The following is a 21,359-nucleotide window of genomic DNA, read 5'->3' on the forward strand; positions in this document are numbered from 1 at the left end:
TAGGATTAAAAGCTGGCTTCCAATAACTCTTTTACCTTTAGTTCGAGTGGTGATAAAGCCGTTGTATCATCTGCACTTTTCACGGGAACATCCAGTCCATCACAGTATTTCCACAGCTTTTCTGATTCGTAGGCCGAAATGATTTTGGGGTGAACGTAATATTTTTTGCTCACCGCCCGCGTATTACCTAGAGCTTCGGCTACCAGGTCGTAACAGCGATTTATATTTTTCTTGCAGGCTGTTGGGGTATCGAACAAGCCTAAAGCCTGGAAAGCTTCGAAGGCTCCTAAGGTACCACGCCAGGTTCGGAAATCTTTGGCGGTGAATTCTTCGCCAGTAATGTTTTTCAGGTAGGCATTGATATCGCCTGACCCTACGCTTTTATGATTACCGTCGTTATCAATGTATTGAAAAAGCTCTTCACCGGGCACGTCTTTGCACCGCTGAACGAGCTTGGCTAGCTTTCGATCTTTCAGGCTGATCTCGTGATAAACGCCCTTTTTTCCTTTAAACCGAAACGTCACTTTCGACCCTTCGATATCGGCATGTTTATCCTGCATGGTGGTTAATCCATACGAGCCGTTCTGCTTTTTGTACTCTTCGTTACCAATGCGAATGCTAGTTTTTTCCATCAATTGCACGATCAGAGCAAGTACTTTTTCATAAGGCAAGCCTGGCCGCCGTAAGTCCTGTTGCACTTGCTGGCGAATCTTGGGTAATAACTCAGCAAACTGAATAATGCGGGAGAATTTAGTTTCGTTTCGAACTTCGTTCCAGTCGGGGTGATAACGGTATTGTTTACGTCCCTTGGTGTCATAACCTGTCGCCTGCAAGTGTCCATTTTCCAACGGACTTATCCACACTTTTTCCCAGGCTGGGGGGATCACCAGCGAGCGGATTCGGCGTAGGGTTTTCCACGTCGCGAATGGGCTTTTTATCCGCATCAACGTATCGAAAAGACTTACTGTGTCTAAGTCGAAGAATACCCGGCTGGTCGTCGGTCGTATAGATTAGACCCGCCACTTTCGCGGAACGCTTGGGATCTTTCGACCACAGACGAGTTCGACGACGACGGGCCGGTTTTAGAGGCAAAGGAGGTACAACACTCATATATATTCAATTTTGGGTTGGAACAGTAAATGATCCATCGGTAATGAATCCATTACTAATTCTCTTTTTCAGGATCGGGAGCTTCGTTGTGTTCCTGATGACGAGCGTCGTCCTGCTGATGGCGATCAGCTCGATCGATGTTTCCTTTCTCTCGCAGACTTGGTTCGGTTTCAATATCAGTTCGGTCGAACTCTCCTTTTTCTTCCTCGAAAGACTGTTCATAGTTTTCAAAACCAGCATCAGCGTTAGCTTCCAGTTCTGACGGATTAAGTCCCACATACAAGCGATTAGGCTCTTTTTTATCCGTATTTTCAGCGTTTGGTGTCGTTTTCATGGCTTATTCTATGTTAAATAGAGTAGTACATGAAAAAACAGTTCCTTCGCTTACATTCCCCTGTAGGCACTTAGGAATTGTAGAAATTATTACCTAGTGAAGAGACAATAACAGTTACGTGTAAGTAATCCGTACTTACACAAAAACTTATTTACGTATTTAAGTAAAATATTATTTAAAATGTATAGGATTGGGAAAGCGGAAAGAATAGGAAAGAATGCGTTGAAGTTTTTCGCTGGAAATGATTTTGAAAGAAAGTGGTTCTTTCGGTACCTCAAAGACAGGCGGTTGCCAGTGGTGATCTTTGGCATTTTGTTCGTACACGTCCCGTCGGATGGGGTGTTCGGGGCAGACTACATTGAAAACCTCACCCCAGCTATTCTGCTCCATGATGCTTTCCACGATGTGGATAACATCGTCCCGGTGAACAAAGTTGACGGGAACATCGCCCGTATGAACCGTCTTGCCAATAAAGTACTTCCCCGCAATTCGATCATAACCCATTAATCCGCCACAACGCAGAATAGTAATCGGAAAGGGACTTTGCTGAAGTAAGTTTTCCACCTCAACCAACGGATGATCAGAAATAACCGGGCCGTTTTCATCGATGATACCATTGGTATCTGGATAGACTGAGGTCGAAGAAATGTAAATAATACGACCTTGAAAAGAAGTTAAGCTTTTAAGTAAATACTTAATTTGTTGAGGATGGAAAGCATCCCCTTGTTTACCAGCCCTTGGAGGGATACTAATAATCAAGACATCCGCGTCTATCAAAGCGGAGAGATCACCTTCTATTTCTGGTTTGAAATTCAGTAATACGGGTTGAATACGAACCTCCTGCAAAGCGGGAATTTTCTCAGGAGTAGTAGTTGTTCCGGTAACGATATACCCCTTCGTTGCAAGAAAAGCTCCCAACGGTAACCCCAGCCAGCCGCAACCCAGAATACTGATTTTCATTTGTTTAATGTTGAGTAAATAAGTAAATACTTACAGATAAAATTTCTTCCAGCGGATGTACGTCTCTACCTCTTCCGAAACCATATAACGAATGGTTCGTTCGGCTTTGATCTGGGCTCGAATAAAGGTGGCAGAAATGTCGAGTAAAGGAGCCTCTACCATTCGAACATTGGGATGATGCTCTAACTCACTCGGCTCGGAATTGGGCCTTGGATATACGTATAAGCCAAAATCATTCAGGATTTTTTCGTGTTCTTTCCAGTTCGGAAATTGGCCGAGGTTATCGCCACCGATGATTAACCGGAAGGTATGCTGCGGGAATTTTTCCTGAAGTTTAGTTAACGTATCAACGGTATAACTGGGCCGGGGCATGGAAAACTCTACGTCCGTTACGCGAAGTTTTGAGTTATTCTGAATGGCCAGTTCCACGAGCTTATAGCGATCTTCTTCGTGAAGTAACTGCTTATTTTTCTTGAAGGGATTTTGCGGCGAGACCACGAACCAAACCTGATCCAGATCGGTGGTTTCGGCCATTACATTCGCCACAATCAAATGCCCAATGTGAATCGGATTAAAAGAACCAAAAAATAGACCAATATTCATTGTCCTGAATTTAGGGTTTTAAGGTTTAGAGTTTAGGGTTTTATAACTCAAAACACCAAACCCTAAACTCAAAACTGCACGTTATTCTTCCGCCTGATCGAGCCAGGATTTGGGTAGGTCTTTGGTGGAGCGGGCTCCGAGGGCTTTGATTTTCTCGGCGGTGCGGAGCATATTTCCTTTGCCTTCGGCCAGCTTCTTGACGGCTTCATCGTAGGCGTTTTGGGAAGATTTGAGGGTATCTCCTACTTTTTGCAAATCCCGGATGAAGCCTTCAAACTTGTCGTATAACTCTCCGCTGAGGCGGGCAATCTCGAGCGAATTCTTACTCTGCTTTTCAAATTTCCAGATGCTGGAAACCGTTCGTAACGTTGCCAGTAAAGTGGTGGGGCTTACCAATACAATCCGCCGTTCCCAGGCAAAATTGAATAGCTCAGCATCCGACTGGATCGCCAGACTAAAGGCGGGTTCAATGGGCATGAATAAGAGCACAAAGTCGGGCGTTAGTAAGCCCTGAGCCGTTTCGTATTTTTTCTCCGCTAATAGTCGGATATGGCTTCGCACGGAACTCAAATGAGCCGTCAGGTATTTCCCGCGTTCCATCTCATCATCGCAGCCCATGCAACGTTCGTAGGCTAACAGAGAAACTTTCGCATCCACAATCAGGTGTTTGTTGTCGGGCAGGTAAATAACCACGTCCGGCCTAATCAGAGCGTTATCCACATTCTGGGTTAATACCTGGGTATTATACTCAGCTCCTTTCATCAGGCCTGAGCGTTCCAGTACTTTTTCCAGAATGACCTCACCCCAGTTTCCCTGTTGTCTGGTATCACCTTTGAGGGCTTTAGCCAGATTATCAGCATCCTGACTGAGTCGCTGACTCAAATCATGAAGCTTACGAACTTCGGCCAACAGGCTCACCTTGTCGCGAAGTTCTTCTTTGTAGTTCTCCTCAATTTTTCGCTCGAAGGCTTGAATTTTTTCACCCAAGGGATGCAACAACTGATTCAGGTTAAGCTGATTCTGTTCGGTGAAACGCCGGGATTTTTCTTCAAGTAAGTCATTGGCCAGGTGCCGAAATTGCGAAGAAAGTTCTTCTTGCTGGAAATGAAGCTTATCCTCCAGATTGCGGTAATCTGCTTCCAGAGCGGCTAACTGACGATTCAAATCCAGGGTATTCTGACGCTCTTTTTCCAGCGTCGAGCGAAGCTGACTAGTCTCGTTCTGGAGCGACTGAAAGGAATGCTCAGCCACTCGGAGCTGTGAGCCCTTCTGGCCTTTGGTAGCCATCCAGGTTGCTACAGCTCCGATGAGCAAGCCGGTAAAGAGAAAGAGAAAATCGCTCAAGAATGAAATGATTAAGAACTCAATTCAAATGCTGATCCAGAATGTTCGACAAACGAACATTGGCTTCTTCTTTCAGGATGGGAAAAGCATGAAGTAACTCGGCAGAAGTAACCACCGAATGCTGCTTTTCTTCCATTTCAATAGATGTTACAAAAGATAAACGATCTAATAACTGCTTCATAAAAACAGCCTGATCATCAGGAATTTCAATCGTAATTTTCATGACTTTTAATAGAGTTTGGGAAGGTTTGAAAGTTAGAGATGGTTTGAAGTCTGAGGTACGTTTTCAAACCTCAAACCCTATTAACCTTTCAAACGAATTCCAACAATAATCAACTAATTACTAAACAGCTCCTTCTTTCAGACGCTCGGCGTTTTCGGCGATGCGTAACTGTTCGATGAAGTCACCAATTTCTCCATCCATAACAGCGGGAAGGTTATAAACCGTAAGACCAATGCGGTGATCGGTCACCCGTGATTGTGGATAATTGTACGTTCGGATTTTATCGGAGCGGTCACCCGAGCCAACCATGCTCTTGCGGGCACCGGAGATTTCGGCCTGTTGTTTCGCTAATTCCATTTCGTACAAGCGTGAACGAAGAACAGTCATCGCTTTCTCAAAGTTCTTGATCTGCGAACGTTCGTCCTGGCATTGTACCACCAGCCCGGTAGGTAAGTGTGTGACCCGAACGGCAGAGTACGTGGTGTTAACGGATTGTCCACCGGCCCCTGACGAACAGAAGGTATCTTTCCGAATGTCGTTCATGTTAATCTGAACGTCCACTTCTTCGGCTTCGGGTAATACGGCTACCGAGGCGGCAGAGGTGTGAATCCGGCCCTGCGTTTCCGTCGCGGGCACGCGTTGTACGCGGTGCACACCCGACTCAAACTTCAGCTTTCCGTATACGTCTTCTCCCTGCACGGAAGCAATAATCTCTTTGAAACCACCCGAGCTACCTTCGGTCTGGTCCATGATCTGGAACTGCCAGCCCTGATTCTGGGCAAAACGCTGGTACATACGGAAGATATCACCGGCAAAAATGGCCGCTTCGTCGCCACCCGTACCGCCGCGAACTTCCAGAATGATGTTTCGGCTATCGTTAGGATCTTTCGGAATCAGTAACTCTTTTAATTCCTGTTCTATTTCGTCCTGTTTGGGTTCGAGTTCGTCGAGTTCGGCTTTTGCCATTTCCCGAAAATCTTCGTCTTTTTCTGTGGATAATACTTCTTTGGCAGAAGCGATCTGTCCGAGCAGCAACTCGTATTCCTCGTACTTTTTAACGATTTTTTCCAGATCTTTATATTCTTTACTAAGGGCTTTATATCGCTTTACATCGCTTGCCACTTCGGGCTGCACGATTTGTTGGGATACTTCCTGAAAGCGTTCGCGTATGGCTTTTAATTGCTCAAGCATGGTCGTGAGAATGAATCATTTTCCTTCAATTTCATTTATGAAGGATAAAATTTCTGCAAAGATAATTATTATAAGAGGTTCCAACGAAAGAACCTATAGCAAAGCGTTGATGTTAGGAGTAATAGAAGATTTATCCATCGGAAAACCAGTTACTCTAATTATCCGTAATTTTACTGCGTGAAAGTTATTCCATCCTTCATCGTTCTTTTTCTGGTGCTGACGGCTACGGCTGTTCAGGCCATTGATATTCCCTTGTTCGGAAAAACCCGAAAAGCGGTGATCAATGGACAGGTAGTACGCGTGAAACGGGCCACTATTATTTTAAAGGTAAGTCCTGAAATTCGTCTTTCTACGTTCAACACTCCTTGGGGCCGTCGGCAGTTTGATCGCCTGAGTGAAACATTCAATATGGACTTTCTTCGTCCTGGTCGAGTTTTTGCACCTCCTACGTATCTGCGGATTAAAAGTGCATCCTTACCTTCGCCGAATATCTATCGGAACGAGACTGGATTATTGATCTCCTCCAGTCCGAGTCTGGTTACTCTTTAACATTATCTTTTATGAAAATACAGGGATGCATACTTATCTTGGGTATGGTGGTTTGTAACGCCTGCGAATTCAAGCGGCTGGATACGGCTAAAATGAAGCAGGACATGGAGAATCAGCAGATTAAGCACGTAACCAGCTCTCAGCTTTCTACATTTTCCAGTGAAAAGGGCGAAGAACTGGCTGGCGTTTTACAGCAACAACCCGTCAGAGCTTTACGTAATACCACCTTCGTGGATTCGCTGGCAAAAGCCTCGGCTTCTCGTATCGTCTTCGTCCCCACGCAGGACCTGAGTAAGCCCCAAACGGATACCAAAACGAAGGAAGTATTTGCCGCCTATCAGTACAGTGCAGAAAAGCACTTACCTCAGGAAACGAATATTCAGCAAATTGGTGACGGCAGCGAGTGGTTATATACCGTTCCCGTTGTGATGACTAAAGAAATAGAAGCGGCACTGGTAAACAAAAGTATCAGTAATCCAGTCATTCAATCGGTACCGCAAAACGACTTGCTGGGCCTGTGGGCTATTTACCTGAATCGAAAGGAATTGATTCGGCAGATTGATCCTAAAAAACTGGAGAAAAAGAATTTATAAGCACCACAAAGAAACGTTTCTACGTTGTTGCCTTGATCGAATATATCTTATAGAACCCTATGGAAAACCATTCAGATAAAAATATCCGAAACAGTTCTTCTACCGTTCGGCTGCCTTTGTTACTGGCCATTACCATGGCTGGCGGTATTCTGATTGGTGCTACGTTCTTTGGGGGGCGGCCCAAGTATTCGGGTGACTTGGTGCGTAACCTGAATAAATTTCGGGAAATCATTTCCTGGATTGATAATGCCTACGTTGATTCAGTCAATACTGATACGTTGGTGGATTATGGTCTGGAAAGAATGATGACCCGCCTTGATCCCCACAGTGTATACATCCCGAAAAAGGAAGTTGCTGCTGCTAAGGCTCAGCTTGAATCGGGTTTTGATGGTATTGGGGTAGAATTTAATATTTTCAACGATACCGTTTTTGTCATTAATGCCATTCCCGGAGGTCCGGCAGCAGCAGCGGGCTTACGCTCGGGGGACCGCATGATTAAAGCCGACGGTACTTTACTGACGGGTAAGAACATAGACAATAAACTCATCTTTAGTAAACTTCGCGGACCGGGTGGAACGCCCGTCAAGCTGGACATTCAGCGTCGCGGTGAGAAAAACCTGCTTCCTTTTACGGTCACTCGCGGTCGCATTCCAACGTATTCGATCTCGGCGGCTTATATGATTGATCCCCAAACGGGTTATATCAAAATTGATCGCTTCGCTGAGTCTACTTATACCGAATTCCGCAATACGCTGGCTTCGCTGAAAAAAGAAGGTATGACCCGCCTGATGCTGGATTTACGCGGCAACGGCGGCGGTTTCAAAGACCGGGCAACGAATATTGTTGATGAATTATTGGGAGGTAATAAACTGATTGTCAAGACTAATGGAAAAAGTCCTCAGTTTGACGAGGAAACTTTTGCAAACAAAGAAGGACTTTTCGAAAAAGGAGCCGTGGTCTTATTAATCGATGAGAATTCGGCTTCGGCATCCGAGATTGTGGCAGGTGCCTTGCAGGATCATGATCGGGCGTTGCTGGTGGGTCGTCGCACGTTTGGCAAGGGATTGGTGCAGACGCCCATTGATCTTTCGGATGGTTCGCAGATTCGCATTACCGTTTCGCGGTATTATACCCCCAGTGGCCGTTGTATTCAGAAACCTTACGCCGTTTACGAATCCGATGATCGGTATAAAGACGGCGAATTGTTCGTGGCAGATAGTGTGAAATTCGATAAAAAACAGGCCTTTAAAACCGATCATGGTCGTCCTGTGTACGGCGGTGGCGGTATTATTCCTGACGTTTTCGTACCCATTGATACTACTTACCGAACGCGTTATTTATACCAGTTAGCGGGCAAAAATGTGATTGCAGAATATGCCTTCCGTTATGCTCTGGATAACAAAGCCCGGTTAGGCGGACAAACGTTTAAAGAGTATCTGCAGAAATTTAACGTAACCGATGCCATGTTGAATGAAGTCGTAGCTATGGCGGCGGCTTCAGGAATCAAGCGAAATGAGGCCGAGTTTAACCGTTCAAAAGGGTATGTGCGGGATCAGATTAAAGCTCTGGTAGCTAGTTATGTCTGGGAAAAACGGGCTACGACTGCCGGACTTCGCAATGAGCTTTATCAGGTTTTAAATGCCAATGATCCCCTGTATAAGAAAGCCTTGAGTGGTTTTCCACAGGCTGATCAAATGGCGGTTAACCAGCTTAAGTAACAACGTATTTCGATTTTGAAAAGGTGAGTAGGCTGAAATCCTATTCACCTTTTTCTTTGGTTTTTCTCAATTGCCAGGACACACCAAGCCAGGTGCGGAAATTCCCCGATTTAAAATCCTGACGTGAATAAGGGGTGATTTCGAAAGCAATGCCCAGTTGTGGGACTTTTTCCAGCGGATATACCCGCGTTCCGACGCTCAAGAGGTAACCCTGAATGAGACGGCTACGGGAATCCACAATCTTACCAACGATACCCATGTTAGCTCCTACCCCGGCGTAAAACAAATGCTGAGGCTTGCGAACGAAAGTTACCATCGGAACCACTTCCGTATTTAAGGAAGAAAAGATGGAATTCGTCTGAAAACGGGCATCTACCCAAATTCGATTTTTAGGATTGCTGCTTATGTTCAGAATGCTGTTAAAAGGGTAATAACCCACCGCCGCCTGGGCAAAAAGCGACTGAGCAGAGGTGAAGAAGAACAGCAAAACGAGGAAGTAAAGAAATTTCATGGGAGAAAGTTTTGCTCAAAAGTACGATTCTCTCGCTCTCATTGCTCACCGCTTTGGTAATTTGCCCCCTGGCTGCTATACCTTTGCGGCAAAGTTGCTACCGATCATACTGATCAGACGTTTCGCAATGAGCGTACATTTTTCACATGGGTGCTTTAAAGAAATTAGCCAGTGACACGGCTTTATATGGTGTCAGCAGCATTTTAGGTAGGGTAATTGGCTATCTTCTGGTTCCCTTACATACCTCCGTATTCCGACCCGGCGTCATGGCCGAGCAGGTTACCTATTTTCTTTGGGTGGCTCTGTTAAACGTGATTTATGTATTTGGGATGGAGACTACCTTTTTCCGGTTTGCGTCCCGTGAGAAAGATCGTTTTCAGGAATTTTATAACCTTTCCATTACGGCCATTCTGACCGTAAGTGCCATTTGTTCAGGCTTAATCATTCTGTTTTCTTCGTCCATTGCGGAGGAATTTGGTTATCCTGGTCGGGGGCAACTGGTTAGCTGGCTTGCCATCATCATGGTTATTGATGCTCTGGTAGCCATTCCCTATGCCCGTATTCGCCTCGAAAAACGGCCCCGAAAGTTCGTAGCCATTCGCGTGTCTAACATCATGCTGAACGTAGGGTTGAATTTTTACTTTCTCTGGTTTTGTAAAGGCATTCACGACGGACATTTTCTGACGTTTCTGCAAGGAACCTGGTTATTCAATTATAATCCTGAACTAGGCGTAGGTTACATTGTATTTGCCAATCTGATTGCTAACCTGGCAACGATCCCGATGCTATGGACAGAGTTTCGGGATTTTCGCTTTCGCTGGGACTGGAACGCTTTCAAACCCATGTGGATTTATGCGTACCCGATATTAATTTTAGGATTGGCAGGAAACTTCAATCAGCTCTTTGACCGTCTTGTGCTTGAACGCTGGTTACCCGAAGGTTTCTACCCCGGTCGCACTTCCAAAGAAGCTCTGGGTATTTATGGAAACGTATACAAACTTTCCATATTTATGAGTCTGGTCATTCAGTCGTTCCGATACGCAGCCGAGCCTTTTTTCTTTTCGAAGGCTGAAGATAAAAATGCCCCCGGCGTATTTGCCGATGTAATGAAATGGTTTATCATCGTCTCGGTATTAATCTGGGTAGCCGTTTCGATTAATCTGGATTTAGTAGCCGAGTTATTTCTCCGCCAGAAAGAATACTGGGAAGGGCTGGACGTGGTGCCGGTGCTGTTACTAGCGAATTTATTCCTGGGTATTTATTACAACCTCACCATCTGGTTCAAGCTTTCAGACCGCACCCAGTATGGTACCTTACTAACCTTCATTGGGGCCGCAGTAACGCTGGTTGCTAACTTTATACTCATTCCCTATTTGGGTTATCTGGGTTGTGCCATTGCTTTCGCGGTCTCCTGCTTTATAATGATGGTTACCTGTTATGGATTGGGCGAAAAACATTACCCTATTCCCTACTATGTTTCGTCGGCGGTGGGTTATCTGCTGGTGGGCGGTGGATTAATCGTTATTTCTTCATTTATAAAAATTGAAAACCTTTGGCTTTCGACTTTCGTACATGGTCTGCTGTTGTTAGGCTTTATGATAGGTATATTAGTGAAGGAACAAAATTCGTTACCACTGGCCCTTCGCCGAAAATTGGGAGTTTTTTTACCATTAAATAAATAAAGGTCTATATAATGAATTTATTGTACTATAATTGTGATTCCTCACAAGAAGATGATAGTACTGTAAAACTGATTTTATTCAAAAGAACCTTTGCTGAAAAAGCCTGATTGGTTAAAAATTACCATCGTGCTTGTTAAAATCTGTTAAATATGTCGTCCAGAGGCTTCGTTTGACTGAATCATTTTTGGTTATTTGCGTAAGCTCATTAATTTTGATTATTACAAATTCTTAAAAAAAAACCGGATAGGAGATACTACATGCAGCACCGCTCTACGTTAACTAAACTGGAAAGTAAATGGCAAAAGTCCAATTTAGCGACAGTGAGCTGGTTTCGCTATATATCCGTGGTAATGAGCGTGCCTTTGAGCATTTAGTAAACAGATATAAATCAAAGGTTTACACAACCATTTACCTTATCGTTAAGGACTCGTTTGTGGCAGAAGATTTGACTCAGGATACCTTCATCAAGGCCGTCGATACGCTGCAATCAGGACGATATAACGAAGAAGGTAAATTTCTTCCCTGGATCGTACGAATTGCTCACAACCTCGCAATTGATTTTTTCCGCCGAGAGAGACGCTACCCCGAAGTGGTGTTCGAAGACGGAAGCAATGTGTTTAATACGTTAGAATTTGCGGACGACTCCATCGAGGCGACGACGATTCGTAACGAAACGTATGAACACCTGAAAGATCTCATTACGCGGCTCCCTGAACCGCAGCGTGAAGTACTGGTTATGCGGCACTACGAAGACATGAGCTTTCAGGAAATTGCTGATGCAACGGGCGTTAGTATTAACACCGCGTTAGGTCGTATGCGTTATGCTCTCATCAATTTACGGAAGATGATGAGTAAAAACGTACGTACGCATGATACAAACCTTTACACAAAATGACATTCTTCGTTACGCTTACGAAGAAACCACTACGGAAGAAAACCAGCAGATCGAAGAACTGCTCATGCACGACCATGAGTTACTCCTGTTCTATCTCGATGTCATGGATTTGAAAGCTGGTCTGAATAAAATTGAGCTGGAGCCATCCACCCGCGTAATTGATACAATTCTGAACTACTCGAAAGAGAAGCGTCAGCAAAGCCAGTCCCGTCAGCAGTATCACTGAAACGGGATTGGTTTTTTGTTTATATTCGCGTACCCCTCTCCATTGACGAGACGGGGTTTTTTTGCTTATGACTAAGAAAGAACGTTACGCAGGCCTGATTGCCTACTTTACCGAACATTTTCCCGAACCTGAGACCGAGCTGATTTATCGAAATCCGTATGAATTACTGGTGTCGGTTATTCTTTCTGCCCAGTGTACGGATAAACGGGTTAATATGGTCACGCCTAAATTGTTCGAGCGTTTCCCAACGCCTGAATTATTGCAATTGGCTAGCCCTGATGAGGTTTTTGAGTACATTCGCTCGATTTCCTACCCTAATAATAAGGCGAAGCATCTGGTTGGAATGGCCAAAATTCTGGTTAACGAATTTGGTTCGGAAGTTCCTGCCAAAGTCGAAGATTTGCAGAAAATGCCGGGTGTAGGCAGAAAAACGGCAAACGTAATTGCTTCGGTGATTTACAATCAGCCGACAATGGCCGTCGATACGCACGTCTTTCGGGTTTCGCATCGTATGGGGCTGGTTAATAAAACGGCAACGACCCCGCTAGCCGTTGAGAAGGAATTGATGAAATACATTCCCAAAGAAAAGGTACCCAGAGCTCACCATTGGTTGATTCTACACGGACGATACGTCTGCCTGGCCCGGTCGCCAAAGTGTCAGGAATGTCAGCTAACGGAATTCTGTCAGTACTGGCAGAAAAATTTAGTAGCTATTCCTCTAAGAAAAGAGCTGAAAAGCCTGTAGTACCCGTTCTATAAAAAAGTATAACCTGATATGTTCAATCTTACGCCTGCGGTTCGAATTATATTGATTGTGAATGTGGCCATGTACGCCATGCAACGACTGATTTTTCCTCAGATTACGGATTTGCTAGCTCTGCATAGTGTGAGTTCTAGCTTATTCAATCCCATTCAGTTTGTCACATACATGTTTCTGCATGCCGTTAATGATTTCGGGCATATTTTCAGTAATATGTTTGCCCTGATCATCTTCGGGCCCAATTTGGAGAATCTTTGGGGCACCAAGCGATTTACATTCTTTTACTTTTTTACGGGTATTGGAGCAGGCCTATTGTATTCAGGGATCAATTATTATGAATACAATCAATTATATCAATCAGCCCTTAGGTTTATTCAAGACCCAGACCCCACAAATTTCGTAGGTTTTGTCAATGACCATGCTCCATTTCTGAATTCAGAGCCATGGGTGGGTCAATACCTAAGAAATCCAGATAACACATTTTTGCAAAATCAGTGTATTGCTTTGACTAAACAATACCTGGGAATGGTGGTCGACACCCCCATGGTGGGAGCGTCTGGAGCTATTTTTGGATTGTTGATGGCTTTCGGAATGTTATTTCCTAACACGGAGCTGTTTTTGTTCCTGATACCGTTTCCAATCAAGGCTAAATATTTTGTAGCTTTATATGGTATATTCGAGTTGTATTCTGGTTTACACCGCAATCCGGGAGATAACGTGGCACACTTCGCCCACATTGGCGGGATGTTGTTTGCGTATATTCTGATCAGATACTGGGCCCGGCAACGAAAAAATTTTTATTAATCAGGCATTATTTTTTTAGAACCCAAACCTAGCCGTACCCGTTATACTAGTATAGCTATTTGTATGGCCATTAGGAGCAGTATTAACATTATAATCGGGTTATGAGCGGCTTTGTAGACGACATAAAAGAGGCCTTTTCCAGACGGGACAACGGGTTGATTCAGTTAATCCTGATCAACGTATTTGTATTTCTACTCTTACTGGTGTTACAGGTAAGTTTTAGTCTTGCCGGAAAAGCGGGTATTTACGACATCATTCTGAACCAGGTGGCTTTAAAATCCAACCTGGCTCATGTGCTTTACAAACCTTGGACTTTACTAACCTACTGTTTTGTACATCAGAACGTCCTGCATATTCTTTTCAATATGCTTTTTCTGTTCTGGTTTGGGCAGTTGGTGCAGGAATATCTCGGTAGCCGGCGGCTGGTTAGCATTTACCTGTTGGGAGGCATTTTCGGGGGCTTTGTCTTCATTGCCCTTTACAATCTGGTTCCTTTGTATCAGAGTCAACTGGATGTATTAAATCTGGGAGCTTCGGGGGCCGTCTATGCCGTTATGTTAGGGGCAGCAACGCTTTTGCCCAATTATACTTTCCATGTATTGATCATTGGTCCGGTTCGAATTAAGTACATTGCTGCTTTCTGGGTTATTGTTTCTTTCGCTCAGATTCCGGGAACTAACGCGGGAGGTAATATCGCTCACCTGAGTGGAGCCTTATTTGGCTATATGTACATTCGGATGTTACGTCGGGGCATTGATTTAGGCCAGCCCGTGGAAGCGGTCCTGGATTTTTTCAAACGTTTATTTGCCCGTCAGCCTCGTCCTACCATGCAGGTGAAATATCGTTCTCAAACACGGACGACTTATACGACTTACAGCACGGCTACTGCCGAGGACTATCCGGGAGATGAAGAAATTGATGCTATTCTGGATAAAATTTCAAAATCAGGCTACGAAAGCCTGACTCGGGAGGAAAAACAGAAGCTTTACAAAGCCAGTCAGAAAAACTAAGCGAACGGCCCCTCGATCTTCGAGGGGCTTTTCTGTGGAATACATACTCTATTAAATCGTACACGTAAGTTATTTTACAGTAACTTTGTGCCTCATTTCCTAAATGATCCTGCTGAAACGTTGAAACATTTCATGACTTTCAGCTGTTTAGGATAAACTACGACTAATTGACTGAGTAAATTACAACGAGTCACTCATTCAGTTTTTGAATCTCTTATGCAATGCTTATTACGCCTGGTCCTTTGTTAGCTCAAATTGACACCCCTGACGAGCTGCGAAAACTTGATAAATCGCAGTTGGTTCAGGTCTGCCAGGAGTTACGTCAGTTTATCATAGATAATGTCTCGGTATACGGCGGGCATTTCGGAGCTAGTTTGGGAGTGGTTGAACTTACCGTAGCTCTGCATTACGTGTTAAATACGCCTGAAGACCAGATGGTTTTTGACGTAGGTCACCAGGCTTATGGTCATAAAATCCTTACTGGTCGGCGGAATCGTTTTCATACCAATCGCTTTTATGGTGGACTTTCGGGCTTTCCCAAACGGAAAGAAAGCCCTTATGATGCCTTTGGTGTAGGGCACTCCTCTACTTCAATTTCGGCGGCTTTAGGTATGTCGGTAGGGGCTTTGCATAAGGGTAATACCAAGCAACAGCACGTAGCCATTATTGGCGACGGAGCCATGACGGGCGGTATGGCCTTCGAAGCCATGAACCATGCGGGATCGTTGAAAGACAGCAATTTGCTGATTGTTCTCAATGATAACTGTATGAGTATCGACCCCAACGTGGGGGCTTTGAAAGATTACCTGACGGACATCACTACGTCTCATACCTATAATCGGGTTAAAGACGAAGTATGGAATCTGCTGGGTAAGATGAGTAACTTCGGTCGGACGGCACAGGAAATTGTCTCCAAAATTGAGAATGGCCTTAAGGCCACGTTACTGCATCAGAGTAACTTATTTGAATCTCTGAATCTGCGTTATTTCGGCCCCGTTGATGGTCATGATATTGATCATCTGGTTGAAATTTTCTCCGATCTGAAAGATATTCCCGGTCCTAAAATTCTGCATTGCGTTACCGTTAAAGGAAAAGGCTACGCTCCTGCGGAGAAAGATCAGACCAAATGGCACGCTCCCGGCAAGTTCGATAAGATTACTGGTGAGATTTTCAAGAAGGTTTACGAGAAGCCCCAGCCTCCTAAGTATCAGGAAGTGTTTGGAAACACACTCGTGGAACTGGCCGAACAAAATAGTAGTATCGTAGGCGTTACCCCCGCCATGCCGAGTGGTTCATCCATGAATATCATGATGAAAGCCATGCCGGATCGGGCGTTTGATGTGGGTATTGCCGAACAACACGCGGTAACCTTTTCTGCCGGAATGGCTACGCAGGGGCTGACGGTATTCTGTAATATTTACAGCACCTTCATGCAACGAGCGTATGATCAGGTTATACATGACGTGTGTATTCAGGAATTACCCGTTATTTTCTGTCTGGATCGGGCTGGTTTTGCTGGTGCCGACGGTCCGACGCACCATGGAGCCTATGACATTGCTTTCATGCGATGCATTCCGAACATGGTGGTGGCCTCCCCGATGGACGAGCGTGAGTTGCGTAATTTAATGTTCACCGCTCAAAGTGAAGGTTTCCAGTCTGGTACCCAGTCCATGACCATTCGTTATCCTCGGGGCGAAGGTATAATGCCGGAATGGCGTACGCCTTTTGAGTTAATGGAAATTGGCAAAGGCCGAAAAGTTCAGGAGGGAGAAGACGTAGCTATCTTAACCATCGGCCACATTGGTAACTACGTTCCCAAGGCCTGTCAGTTACTGGAAAAAGAAGGCTTACACCCGGCTCATTATGACCTGCGTTTCGTAAAACCCCTGGATGAAGCCTTATTACACGAAGTTTTCCAGAAATTTGATAAAGTCATTACTGTCGAAGATGGCTGTCTGATGGGTGGTATGGGTTCGGCGGTAGTTGAATTCATGACCGAACATGGGTATACTGCCAAAATCAAACGTCTAGGTATTCCTGACCGAATTGTGGAACACGGCGAGCAAATAGACCTACATCGCGAATGTGGTTTTGATCCCGAGGGCATTGCCCGGGCCGTTCGTGAATTGGCAGTCGTAACGCTGGTTTCCTAGGTTTTAAATAGCATTGTATTGAATAGAAAAGCCCATTTCTTAACGAATGGGCTTTTTTCTTGAAAAAAGAAACTATCAGCAAGTCGCTGGGCACGATTCTAGCAGTAGAATCGTTGAACACAAGCTATATTTGATTTAAAACTTAGCAAACATGGAATCGGCTTCTGATGATAAATTAGACCGGATCATTGAAGCTCGGATGAAGCTGAAAGATCGGTTTGAAGAACGCATGAAAGGCACGCCTTCGATTGCGGATGAAACCCCACAGGGAAGGGGACCTATCAATCGGCATGGGATGCCACAAACGCCCGTTGGCCAGACCTTAACCCAGAAGTGGCCGGTGTTAGATTTGGGCTATCACCCCAACGTTTCACTGGACCGCTGGCGATTAACCATTGATGGAGAAGTGGAAAATCCGGTCATTCTGAAGTGGGATGACTTCATGAATCTACCTCAGGTAGAAGACATTTCTGATTTTCACTGCGTAACAACCTGGTCTAAACTGGATATGGTTTGGAAGGGTGTGCGATTGATGGATCTGGCGGCACTGGTTCAGCCGAAAGAAACCGCTACTCACATCATGTGTTATGGGTATGATACGTACAGTACTAACGTTTTGCTGGAAGAGGCCTTGAAACCTGATGTATTATTGGCCCATACCGTCTATGACGAACCCTTACCCGTAGAGCATGGCGGTCCGGTTCGAATGATTACGCCTCAGTTATACGCCTGGAAAGGCTCCAAATGGATCAAACGGATTCAGTTTTTACCCGAAAATAAACTTGGTTTCTGGGAGGAAAGAGGCTATTCTAATACGGCCTATCCCTGGCGTAATGATCGCTATAGCTGATGATAGTTCTGGTATGGATAAGTACTTTTTTGCTCGGGCTAATACCCGGGCAAAAGCCCGCCAAACTGGTTTTTGCGGAGGGAAAAAGTCGGGAAATTCGATTGGGGCAGAAGGAAGAAAAGAATAATTGGCAATCGGCATTGAGTGATTCCAGTGTGGTGCGTATTACCAGCGTTTATCAAAAACCTGTGCGATCAGATTTGATCGGTGAACGAGTGTACACGGTAAAAGGAGTGAAGAAAGGGAGTACCCTCTGGATTTTGACGGATTATTCTGTAAAACCAGCCCGAACTGTGCAGTATCTCATCGTGGTTCGATAAAGGCCAAGTTACTACGGCGAGTGATTTTTTCGTACCTTGCGGCTTCAATGACGCTGATATTCCTGTACAGCATTGACGATCAGTAGGTCTACCGTCATTCTTTAACACTCACCGATCGCGAACATTTATATTTTTTTTATGACCATCCACCGAGAAGGTATTGCTACGTTGTCCCTGGCATTGGCCATTTTACTAGCGATTAATGCTACTATTGCCTATGTCTTTCCTGAACAAACGTTGGTAAGGCAGCTAGCCATTATAGGTAGCATTATCATATACCTGATTATCCTCCAGTTTTTTAGAAATCCCCGTCGTAAAACGGTTCAACACCCTAAACAAATCATTGCTCCGGCGGATGGTAAAGTAGTGGTAATTGAAGAAACAGTGGAGACAGAATACTTCAACGGCCCTCGTCGGCAGGTAAGTATCTTCATGTCGCCCGTGAATGTGCATATAAACCGGAATCCTATATCAGGCGTAGTGTCGTTTTTCAAGTACCATCCCGGAAAATATCTGGTAGCCTGGCACCCCAAATCTTCGACTGAAAACGAGCGTACAACTATTGTTGTTCGTCATGAATCAGGGGTGGAGGTAATGTTTCGGCAGATTGCCGGAGCTCTGGCCCGACGGATTTGCTGGTATGTGAAAGAAGGCGATGTAGTTAATCAGGGAGAAGAATTTGGCTTCATTAAATTTGGTAGCCGTGTAGATATTTTTTTACCGCTTGATGCAAAAATTCTGGTTAATCTAGGCGATAAACCCGTTTCTGGAAAAACGATTATTGCTGAATTAGCATAAAAGTAATAAACCGTAGAAATAAAAAGCAGAGCCTCAAAAGGGCTCTGCTTTTGCGTTTTGGAGCCTTAACGATTTTTAACAGCAGTATTTTTTGAAAAAATAGTTTCTCTTTCCAACTTTCTGACTTTCACCAGTGTCTTCTGCTTGTCTTTCCTGTAAAAGCTCAATAACTATGAAACGTATCCTCGCTCTGGGAAGCTTATTGTTGGTTTTAATCTCCTGCGAGAAAGAAAAGGTAATCGTAGGTGATTCGGAGCGATTACGCTTCATGGAGCAGGAAATCCTGGCCTTGATTCAGGACAAGGCCTGCCAGGGAGAGCGGGTATGTGGGAGCATTGCCTTTGGAAGCAAGCCCTGCGGCGGCCCCTGGAAATACCTGATTTATTCACTTACGCCGACAGACGTAGAAGTGCTCAAGGAAAAAGTAGAGGATTACAATCTGCTGGAAGCAGAAGTAAATAGTCGGGAAGGCAAAATTTCAGATTGCGTCGCAGTAACCCCACCGGCAGTTACTTGTCTGGATGGTACCTGTGGACCAATGAAGTAAAGATTCTAGGTCGCATTCTTCTCGTTACCCATACAATTTCAAGTGAATGACAACTGGTTATGCCTATGCATAACCCTAGCTTTGCTTTGCCTTTTTTACGAATTGCCTTTAACATTCAAACACCTTTTTCTATGAAAAAATCACTACTCGTACTGGCTGTCGCTTTGCTGGGTCTGACTTCCTGTAAGGACCAGTGCCATCAGACAAACGTTTCCCGAAATCTAATTAGTAAGCAAATTTCTACTGCTGACTTACGTAACAATGGCGTTGCTATTGCAGGAGCTAAATCGCTCGAAAAGCCGGGTAAAATCTACGTAAAGGGCAGTTATCTGTTCATCAATGAAATCAAAAAAGGAATCCATATCATTGATAACAGCGATCCGAATAACCCTAAAAACCTTTCTTTCCTGAGCATTTTAGGTAATGCGGATATGGCCGTAAAAGGGAATATGCTCTATGCCGATAGTTACACCGATTTCCTGGTTTTTGACCTGTCGGACCCTACTCAGCCCAAACTTTTAAAACGGATTGAAAATGCTTTCACCAGCGGCATGGTAGAAGGTGTGAGCTGGTTTAGTAACGCCAATGGAATGAATCCTGCGATGGCTCCCACGCAAATTACAGACTATGATGTAGAACTAATTACCAGTGTGATTGAAACGGATTGTGAGGGGAACATGAATCCCTGGAGTAATCCCTGGCTAGTATTCGACAGCTTTTTTAATGCCTCCAGCTCGTTTTCTGCTTCGTTATCGTCCAGTTCATCACCAAATCAGGGCAGCGGAACGGGTGGCTCGATGGCTCGTTTTGCGATTGTGAATAATACGCTTTACGCCGTTACCAATCAGAATATGCAGTTGTTTGACATCAGCCAGCCACAAAATCCGCAGAAGGGCAACGTGGTTACCCTGGGATGGGGCATCGAAACCATCTTCCCGTATCAGGATCGGCTGTATGTAGGTTCGACAACGGGCGTACATATCCTTTCCAACGCCGACCCGAATAATCCCGTTCGAGTGGCTACGCTGAGTCACGTACGGGCCTGCGATCCGGTAGTAGTGCATGAAAACCATGCCTACGTTACGCTTCGGCAGCAAACGATCTGTGGTGGCTCGCCTAGTAACCAGCTTGATCTGATTGATGTGAAAGATATGTATGCTCCCAAATTATTAAAATCCTTTCCCATGGAAGGCCCTTATGGTTTGGGCGTCGATCATCCAACTTTATTTGTGTGTGAAGGTAGTCACGGACTAAAAATGTTTGACGTTAGTAATCCGCTGGAGCTAGACAAGCACTTACTGAACCATTTTAAAAACATGGATGCATATGATGTTATCCCGCTGAGTACAAAGCTGTTATTACTGATCGGTAAAGACGGTTTTTATCAGTATGATTACACCGATCGTAATAATCCTCGACTACTAAGCAAAATTCCCGTAACCCGTCCTGAAGCCTAATCTTTTCGTATGAAATCAACTCTATTACTAGCAATGCTGTGTCTGAGCGGGTTCTGCTATGGCCAGGTTAATCAGAAGAAAGGGTATACTAATACTAGCGAAATGGGTGTGCTTTTGGGGCAGGTAGGTCCAAATAATAGTTCTCCGGTTAGTAAAACCAGTTTTACCGCTTCCAGCTTCAACGGTTATCGCCTGATGCACTGGCTGGCAGCGGGGATCACCGTGGGACTGGATAGTTATAAAGGCAACCTTATGGTCCCCATTTCTTTAGGTTTGCGGGGAGATATACTGAAAAATAAAACAGTAACCCCTTTTTATGCTTTGGACATCGGTAAAGGTATGACCTGGCTTGCCAGGGACCCATCGCTGGATTTTAAGCGGGGTGGTCTGCACCTGAATCCGGCAATAGGCCTGCGTTTTGCTACTAATAGCGGAACGGGTATTACCTGGAGCGTGGGCTACAAACGGCAGATTTTAGAAAGCGGTCGATACTTTGGGGAAGACCAGGGTACCTACTACGATTATGCCTACAATCGAATCAGTATTAAAATGGGAATGAGTTTCTAAAACACGTATTTCCAGCAATGAGTCCTATGATCACCGTTCTGGTTGATTAATAGGACTCGTTACTCTTTAACGAGTTAATGAATCTGATTTCTGAAGGTTCACATGGACAGTAGAACTGAAATGCCGCAAGACGAGTAAAGTATTAATAAAAGTG

25 protein-coding genes are annotated in these 21,359 nt (G+C 44.7%); 16 read left to right on the forward strand and 9 right to left on the reverse strand.

Going from position 1 to position 21,359, the window contains the following annotated elements; all coding sequences use genetic code 11:
• Window positions 1–5: 5 nt before the first annotated feature.
• From QE357_RS01060 to prfA, 8 genes are all read right to left on the reverse strand, one after another.
• A complete protein-coding gene (locus QE357_RS01060; protein ID WP_409050223.1) occupies window positions 6–887 on the reverse strand; it encodes a DNA topoisomerase IB in 882 nt (293 codons plus the stop codon).
• Entirely contained in the window at window positions 814–1,110 is a 297-nt protein-coding gene (locus QE357_RS01065) for a hypothetical protein (RefSeq protein WP_309705106.1), read from the reverse strand. The genes QE357_RS01060 and QE357_RS01065 overlap by 74 nt, the downstream gene beginning before the upstream one ends.
• A 55-nt stretch (window positions 1,111–1,165) precedes the next feature.
• Window positions 1,166–1,444, reverse strand: a complete 279-nt coding sequence (locus tag QE357_RS01070) for a hypothetical protein (RefSeq protein ID WP_106636442.1) — start codon at window positions 1,442–1,444, stop codon at window positions 1,166–1,168.
• A 171-nt stretch (window positions 1,445–1,615) separates the two neighbouring features.
• Window positions 1,616–2,404 (reverse strand): SDR family NAD(P)-dependent oxidoreductase, encoded by a 789-nt coding sequence (locus tag QE357_RS01075; protein ID WP_309705108.1) that lies wholly within the window; start codon window positions 2,402–2,404, stop codon window positions 1,616–1,618.
• Between the two features lie 30 nt (window positions 2,405–2,434).
• Window positions 2,435–3,007, reverse strand: a complete 573-nt coding sequence (gene nadD, locus QE357_RS01080; protein WP_106636444.1) for a nicotinate (nicotinamide) nucleotide adenylyltransferase — start codon at window positions 3,005–3,007, stop codon at window positions 2,435–2,437.
• Window positions 3,008–3,088: 81 nt separating this feature from the next.
• Window positions 3,089–4,351, reverse strand: a complete 1,263-nt coding sequence (locus QE357_RS01085; protein WP_307141715.1) for a DNA recombination protein RmuC — start codon at window positions 4,349–4,351, stop codon at window positions 3,089–3,091.
• Window positions 4,352–4,370: 19 nt separating this feature from the next.
• Window positions 4,371–4,574, reverse strand: coding sequence for a hypothetical protein (locus QE357_RS01090; protein WP_309705112.1), 204 nt, complete (start codon window positions 4,572–4,574; stop codon window positions 4,371–4,373).
• A gap of 120 nt (window positions 4,575–4,694) precedes the next feature.
• The gene (prfA, locus tag QE357_RS01095; protein WP_309705114.1) at window positions 4,695–5,765 is read right to left on the reverse strand and encodes a peptide chain release factor 1; all 1,071 of its coding nucleotides are present in this window, start codon (window positions 5,763–5,765) and stop codon (window positions 4,695–4,697) included.
• Between the two features lie 177 nt (window positions 5,766–5,942).
• Here prfA and QE357_RS01100 point away from each other — a divergent pair, with 177 nt between their 5' ends.
• Genes QE357_RS01100 through QE357_RS01110 form a run of 3 tightly spaced genes read left to right on the forward strand, consistent with a single transcriptional unit; the run spans window position 5,943 to window position 8,625 of the window.
• Window positions 5,943–6,314, forward strand: coding sequence for a hypothetical protein (locus tag QE357_RS01100; protein WP_106636449.1), 372 nt, complete (start codon window positions 5,943–5,945; stop codon window positions 6,312–6,314).
• 11 nt (window positions 6,315–6,325) lie between these two features.
• Complete coding sequence (locus QE357_RS01105; RefSeq protein WP_309705117.1) at window positions 6,326–6,907, forward strand: hypothetical protein; 582 nt, start codon at window positions 6,326–6,328, stop codon at window positions 6,905–6,907.
• 59 nt (window positions 6,908–6,966) lie between these two features.
• The gene (locus tag QE357_RS01110) at window positions 6,967–8,625 is read left to right on the forward strand and encodes a S41 family peptidase (RefSeq protein WP_309705119.1); all 1,659 of its coding nucleotides are present in this window, start codon (window positions 6,967–6,969) and stop codon (window positions 8,623–8,625) included.
• A gap of 40 nt (window positions 8,626–8,665) precedes the next feature.
• On the opposite strand, the gene QE357_RS01115 is transcribed toward QE357_RS01110, so the two are convergent.
• Window positions 8,666–9,136 carry a hypothetical protein gene (locus QE357_RS01115; RefSeq protein WP_106636452.1) on the reverse strand — a complete coding sequence of 157 codons (471 nt, stop codon included), beginning with the start codon at window positions 9,134–9,136 and terminating at the stop codon, window positions 8,666–8,668.
• A 146-nt stretch (window positions 9,137–9,282) separates the two neighbouring features.
• On the opposite strand from QE357_RS01115, the gene QE357_RS01120 reads away from it, so the two are divergent.
• From QE357_RS01120 to QE357_RS01180, 13 genes are all read left to right on the forward strand, one after another.
• Complete coding sequence (locus QE357_RS01120) at window positions 9,283–10,818, forward strand: polysaccharide biosynthesis C-terminal domain-containing protein (RefSeq protein WP_309705123.1); 1,536 nt, start codon at window positions 9,283–9,285, stop codon at window positions 10,816–10,818.
• A 295-nt stretch (window positions 10,819–11,113) separates the two neighbouring features.
• Window positions 11,114–11,713, forward strand: coding sequence for an RNA polymerase sigma factor (locus QE357_RS01125; RefSeq protein WP_106636454.1), 600 nt, complete (start codon window positions 11,114–11,116; stop codon window positions 11,711–11,713).
• Entirely contained in the window at window positions 11,688–11,939 is a 252-nt protein-coding gene (locus QE357_RS01130) for a hypothetical protein (protein ID WP_106636455.1), read from the forward strand. Before QE357_RS01125 ends, QE357_RS01130 begins: the two co-directional genes overlap by 26 nt.
• A gap of 67 nt (window positions 11,940–12,006) precedes the next feature.
• Window positions 12,007–12,684 carry an endonuclease III gene (gene nth / locus QE357_RS01135; RefSeq protein ID WP_309705127.1) on the forward strand — a complete coding sequence of 226 codons (678 nt, stop codon included), beginning with the start codon at window positions 12,007–12,009 and terminating at the stop codon, window positions 12,682–12,684.
• A 30-nt stretch (window positions 12,685–12,714) separates the two neighbouring features.
• A complete protein-coding gene (locus tag QE357_RS01140) occupies window positions 12,715–13,503 on the forward strand; it encodes a rhomboid family intramembrane serine protease (protein WP_309705129.1) in 789 nt (262 codons plus the stop codon).
• Between the two features lie 101 nt (window positions 13,504–13,604).
• Complete coding sequence (locus QE357_RS01145) at window positions 13,605–14,513, forward strand: rhomboid family intramembrane serine protease (RefSeq protein ID WP_106636458.1); 909 nt, start codon at window positions 13,605–13,607, stop codon at window positions 14,511–14,513.
• A 221-nt stretch (window positions 14,514–14,734) separates the two neighbouring features.
• Window positions 14,735–16,666 carry a 1-deoxy-D-xylulose-5-phosphate synthase gene (dxs, locus tag QE357_RS01150; protein WP_309705132.1) on the forward strand — a complete coding sequence of 644 codons (1,932 nt, stop codon included), beginning with the start codon at window positions 14,735–14,737 and terminating at the stop codon, window positions 16,664–16,666.
• 151 nt (window positions 16,667–16,817) lie between these two features.
• The gene (locus QE357_RS01155; protein ID WP_307141722.1) at window positions 16,818–17,516 is read left to right on the forward strand and encodes a sulfite oxidase-like oxidoreductase; all 699 of its coding nucleotides are present in this window, start codon (window positions 16,818–16,820) and stop codon (window positions 17,514–17,516) included.
• Window positions 17,516–17,836, forward strand: a complete 321-nt coding sequence (locus QE357_RS01160; RefSeq protein WP_106636460.1) for a hypothetical protein — start codon at window positions 17,516–17,518, stop codon at window positions 17,834–17,836. Before QE357_RS01155 ends, QE357_RS01160 begins: the two co-directional genes overlap by 1 nt.
• A 138-nt stretch (window positions 17,837–17,974) precedes the next feature.
• A complete protein-coding gene (locus QE357_RS01165) occupies window positions 17,975–18,634 on the forward strand; it encodes a phosphatidylserine decarboxylase family protein (protein ID WP_106636461.1) in 660 nt (219 codons plus the stop codon).
• A 172-nt stretch (window positions 18,635–18,806) separates the two neighbouring features.
• Complete coding sequence (locus QE357_RS01170) at window positions 18,807–19,181, forward strand: hypothetical protein (RefSeq protein WP_157830291.1); 375 nt, start codon at window positions 18,807–18,809, stop codon at window positions 19,179–19,181.
• A gap of 131 nt (window positions 19,182–19,312) precedes the next feature.
• On the forward strand, window positions 19,313–20,638 hold the full coding sequence (locus QE357_RS01175; protein ID WP_309705138.1) for a hypothetical protein: 1,326 nt from the start codon (window positions 19,313–19,315) through the stop codon (window positions 20,636–20,638).
• A gap of 9 nt (window positions 20,639–20,647) precedes the next feature.
• Window positions 20,648–21,205 carry a hypothetical protein gene (locus QE357_RS01180; protein ID WP_309705139.1) on the forward strand — a complete coding sequence of 186 codons (558 nt, stop codon included), beginning with the start codon at window positions 20,648–20,650 and terminating at the stop codon, window positions 21,203–21,205.
• Window positions 21,206–21,359: the final 154 nt, after the last annotated feature.

The organism is Siphonobacter sp. SORGH_AS_0500, assembly GCF_031453245.1.
Classification (GTDB): domain Bacteria; phylum Bacteroidota; class Bacteroidia; order Cytophagales; family Spirosomataceae; genus Siphonobacter.

What these genes read in the sequence shown, in the direction of transcription:
- QE357_RS01065 (WP_309705106.1), bottom strand. Translation starts at nt 1,110, where the DNA reads ATGAGTGTTGTACCTCCTTTGCCTCTAAAACCGGCCCGTCGTCGTCGA.
- QE357_RS01070 (WP_106636442.1), bottom strand. Translation starts at nt 1,444, where the DNA reads ATGAAAACGACACCAAACGCTGAAAATACGGATAAAAAAGAGCCTAAT.
- QE357_RS01075 (WP_309705108.1), bottom strand. Translation starts at nt 2,404, where the DNA reads ATGAAAATCAGTATTCTGGGTTGCGGCTGGCTGGGGTTACCGTTGGGA.
- nadD (WP_106636444.1), bottom strand. Translation starts at nt 3,007, where the DNA reads ATGAATATTGGTCTATTTTTTGGTTCTTTTAATCCGATTCACATTGGG.
- QE357_RS01090 (WP_309705112.1), bottom strand. Translation starts at nt 4,574, where the DNA reads ATGAAAATTACGATTGAAATTCCTGATGATCAGGCTGTTTTTATGAAG.
- prfA (WP_309705114.1), bottom strand. Translation starts at nt 5,765, where the DNA reads ATGCTTGAGCAATTAAAAGCCATACGCGAACGCTTTCAGGAAGTATCC.
- QE357_RS01105 (WP_309705117.1), top strand. Translation starts at nt 6,326, where the DNA reads ATGAAAATACAGGGATGCATACTTATCTTGGGTATGGTGGTTTGTAAC.
- QE357_RS01110 (WP_309705119.1), top strand. Translation starts at nt 6,967, where the DNA reads ATGGAAAACCATTCAGATAAAAATATCCGAAACAGTTCTTCTACCGTT.
- QE357_RS01115 (WP_106636452.1), bottom strand. Translation starts at nt 9,136, where the DNA reads ATGAAATTTCTTTACTTCCTCGTTTTGCTGTTCTTCTTCACCTCTGCT.
- QE357_RS01120 (WP_309705123.1), top strand. Translation starts at nt 9,283, where the DNA reads ATGGGTGCTTTAAAGAAATTAGCCAGTGACACGGCTTTATATGGTGTC.
- QE357_RS01125 (WP_106636454.1), top strand. Translation starts at nt 11,114, where the DNA reads ATGGCAAAAGTCCAATTTAGCGACAGTGAGCTGGTTTCGCTATATATC.
- QE357_RS01130 (WP_106636455.1), top strand. Translation starts at nt 11,688, where the DNA reads ATGATACAAACCTTTACACAAAATGACATTCTTCGTTACGCTTACGAA.
- nth (WP_309705127.1), top strand. Translation starts at nt 12,007, where the DNA reads ATGACTAAGAAAGAACGTTACGCAGGCCTGATTGCCTACTTTACCGAA.
- QE357_RS01140 (WP_309705129.1), top strand. Translation starts at nt 12,715, where the DNA reads ATGTTCAATCTTACGCCTGCGGTTCGAATTATATTGATTGTGAATGTG.
- QE357_RS01145 (WP_106636458.1), top strand. Translation starts at nt 13,605, where the DNA reads ATGAGCGGCTTTGTAGACGACATAAAAGAGGCCTTTTCCAGACGGGAC.
- dxs (WP_309705132.1), top strand. Translation starts at nt 14,735, where the DNA reads ATGCTTATTACGCCTGGTCCTTTGTTAGCTCAAATTGACACCCCTGAC.
- QE357_RS01155 (WP_307141722.1), top strand. Translation starts at nt 16,818, where the DNA reads ATGGAATCGGCTTCTGATGATAAATTAGACCGGATCATTGAAGCTCGG.
- QE357_RS01160 (WP_106636460.1), top strand. Translation starts at nt 17,516, where the DNA reads ATGATAGTTCTGGTATGGATAAGTACTTTTTTGCTCGGGCTAATACCC.
- QE357_RS01165 (WP_106636461.1), top strand. Translation starts at nt 17,975, where the DNA reads ATGACCATCCACCGAGAAGGTATTGCTACGTTGTCCCTGGCATTGGCC.
- QE357_RS01170 (WP_157830291.1), top strand. Translation starts at nt 18,807, where the DNA reads ATGAAACGTATCCTCGCTCTGGGAAGCTTATTGTTGGTTTTAATCTCC.
- QE357_RS01175 (WP_309705138.1), top strand. Translation starts at nt 19,313, where the DNA reads ATGAAAAAATCACTACTCGTACTGGCTGTCGCTTTGCTGGGTCTGACT.
- QE357_RS01180 (WP_309705139.1), top strand. Translation starts at nt 20,648, where the DNA reads ATGAAATCAACTCTATTACTAGCAATGCTGTGTCTGAGCGGGTTCTGC.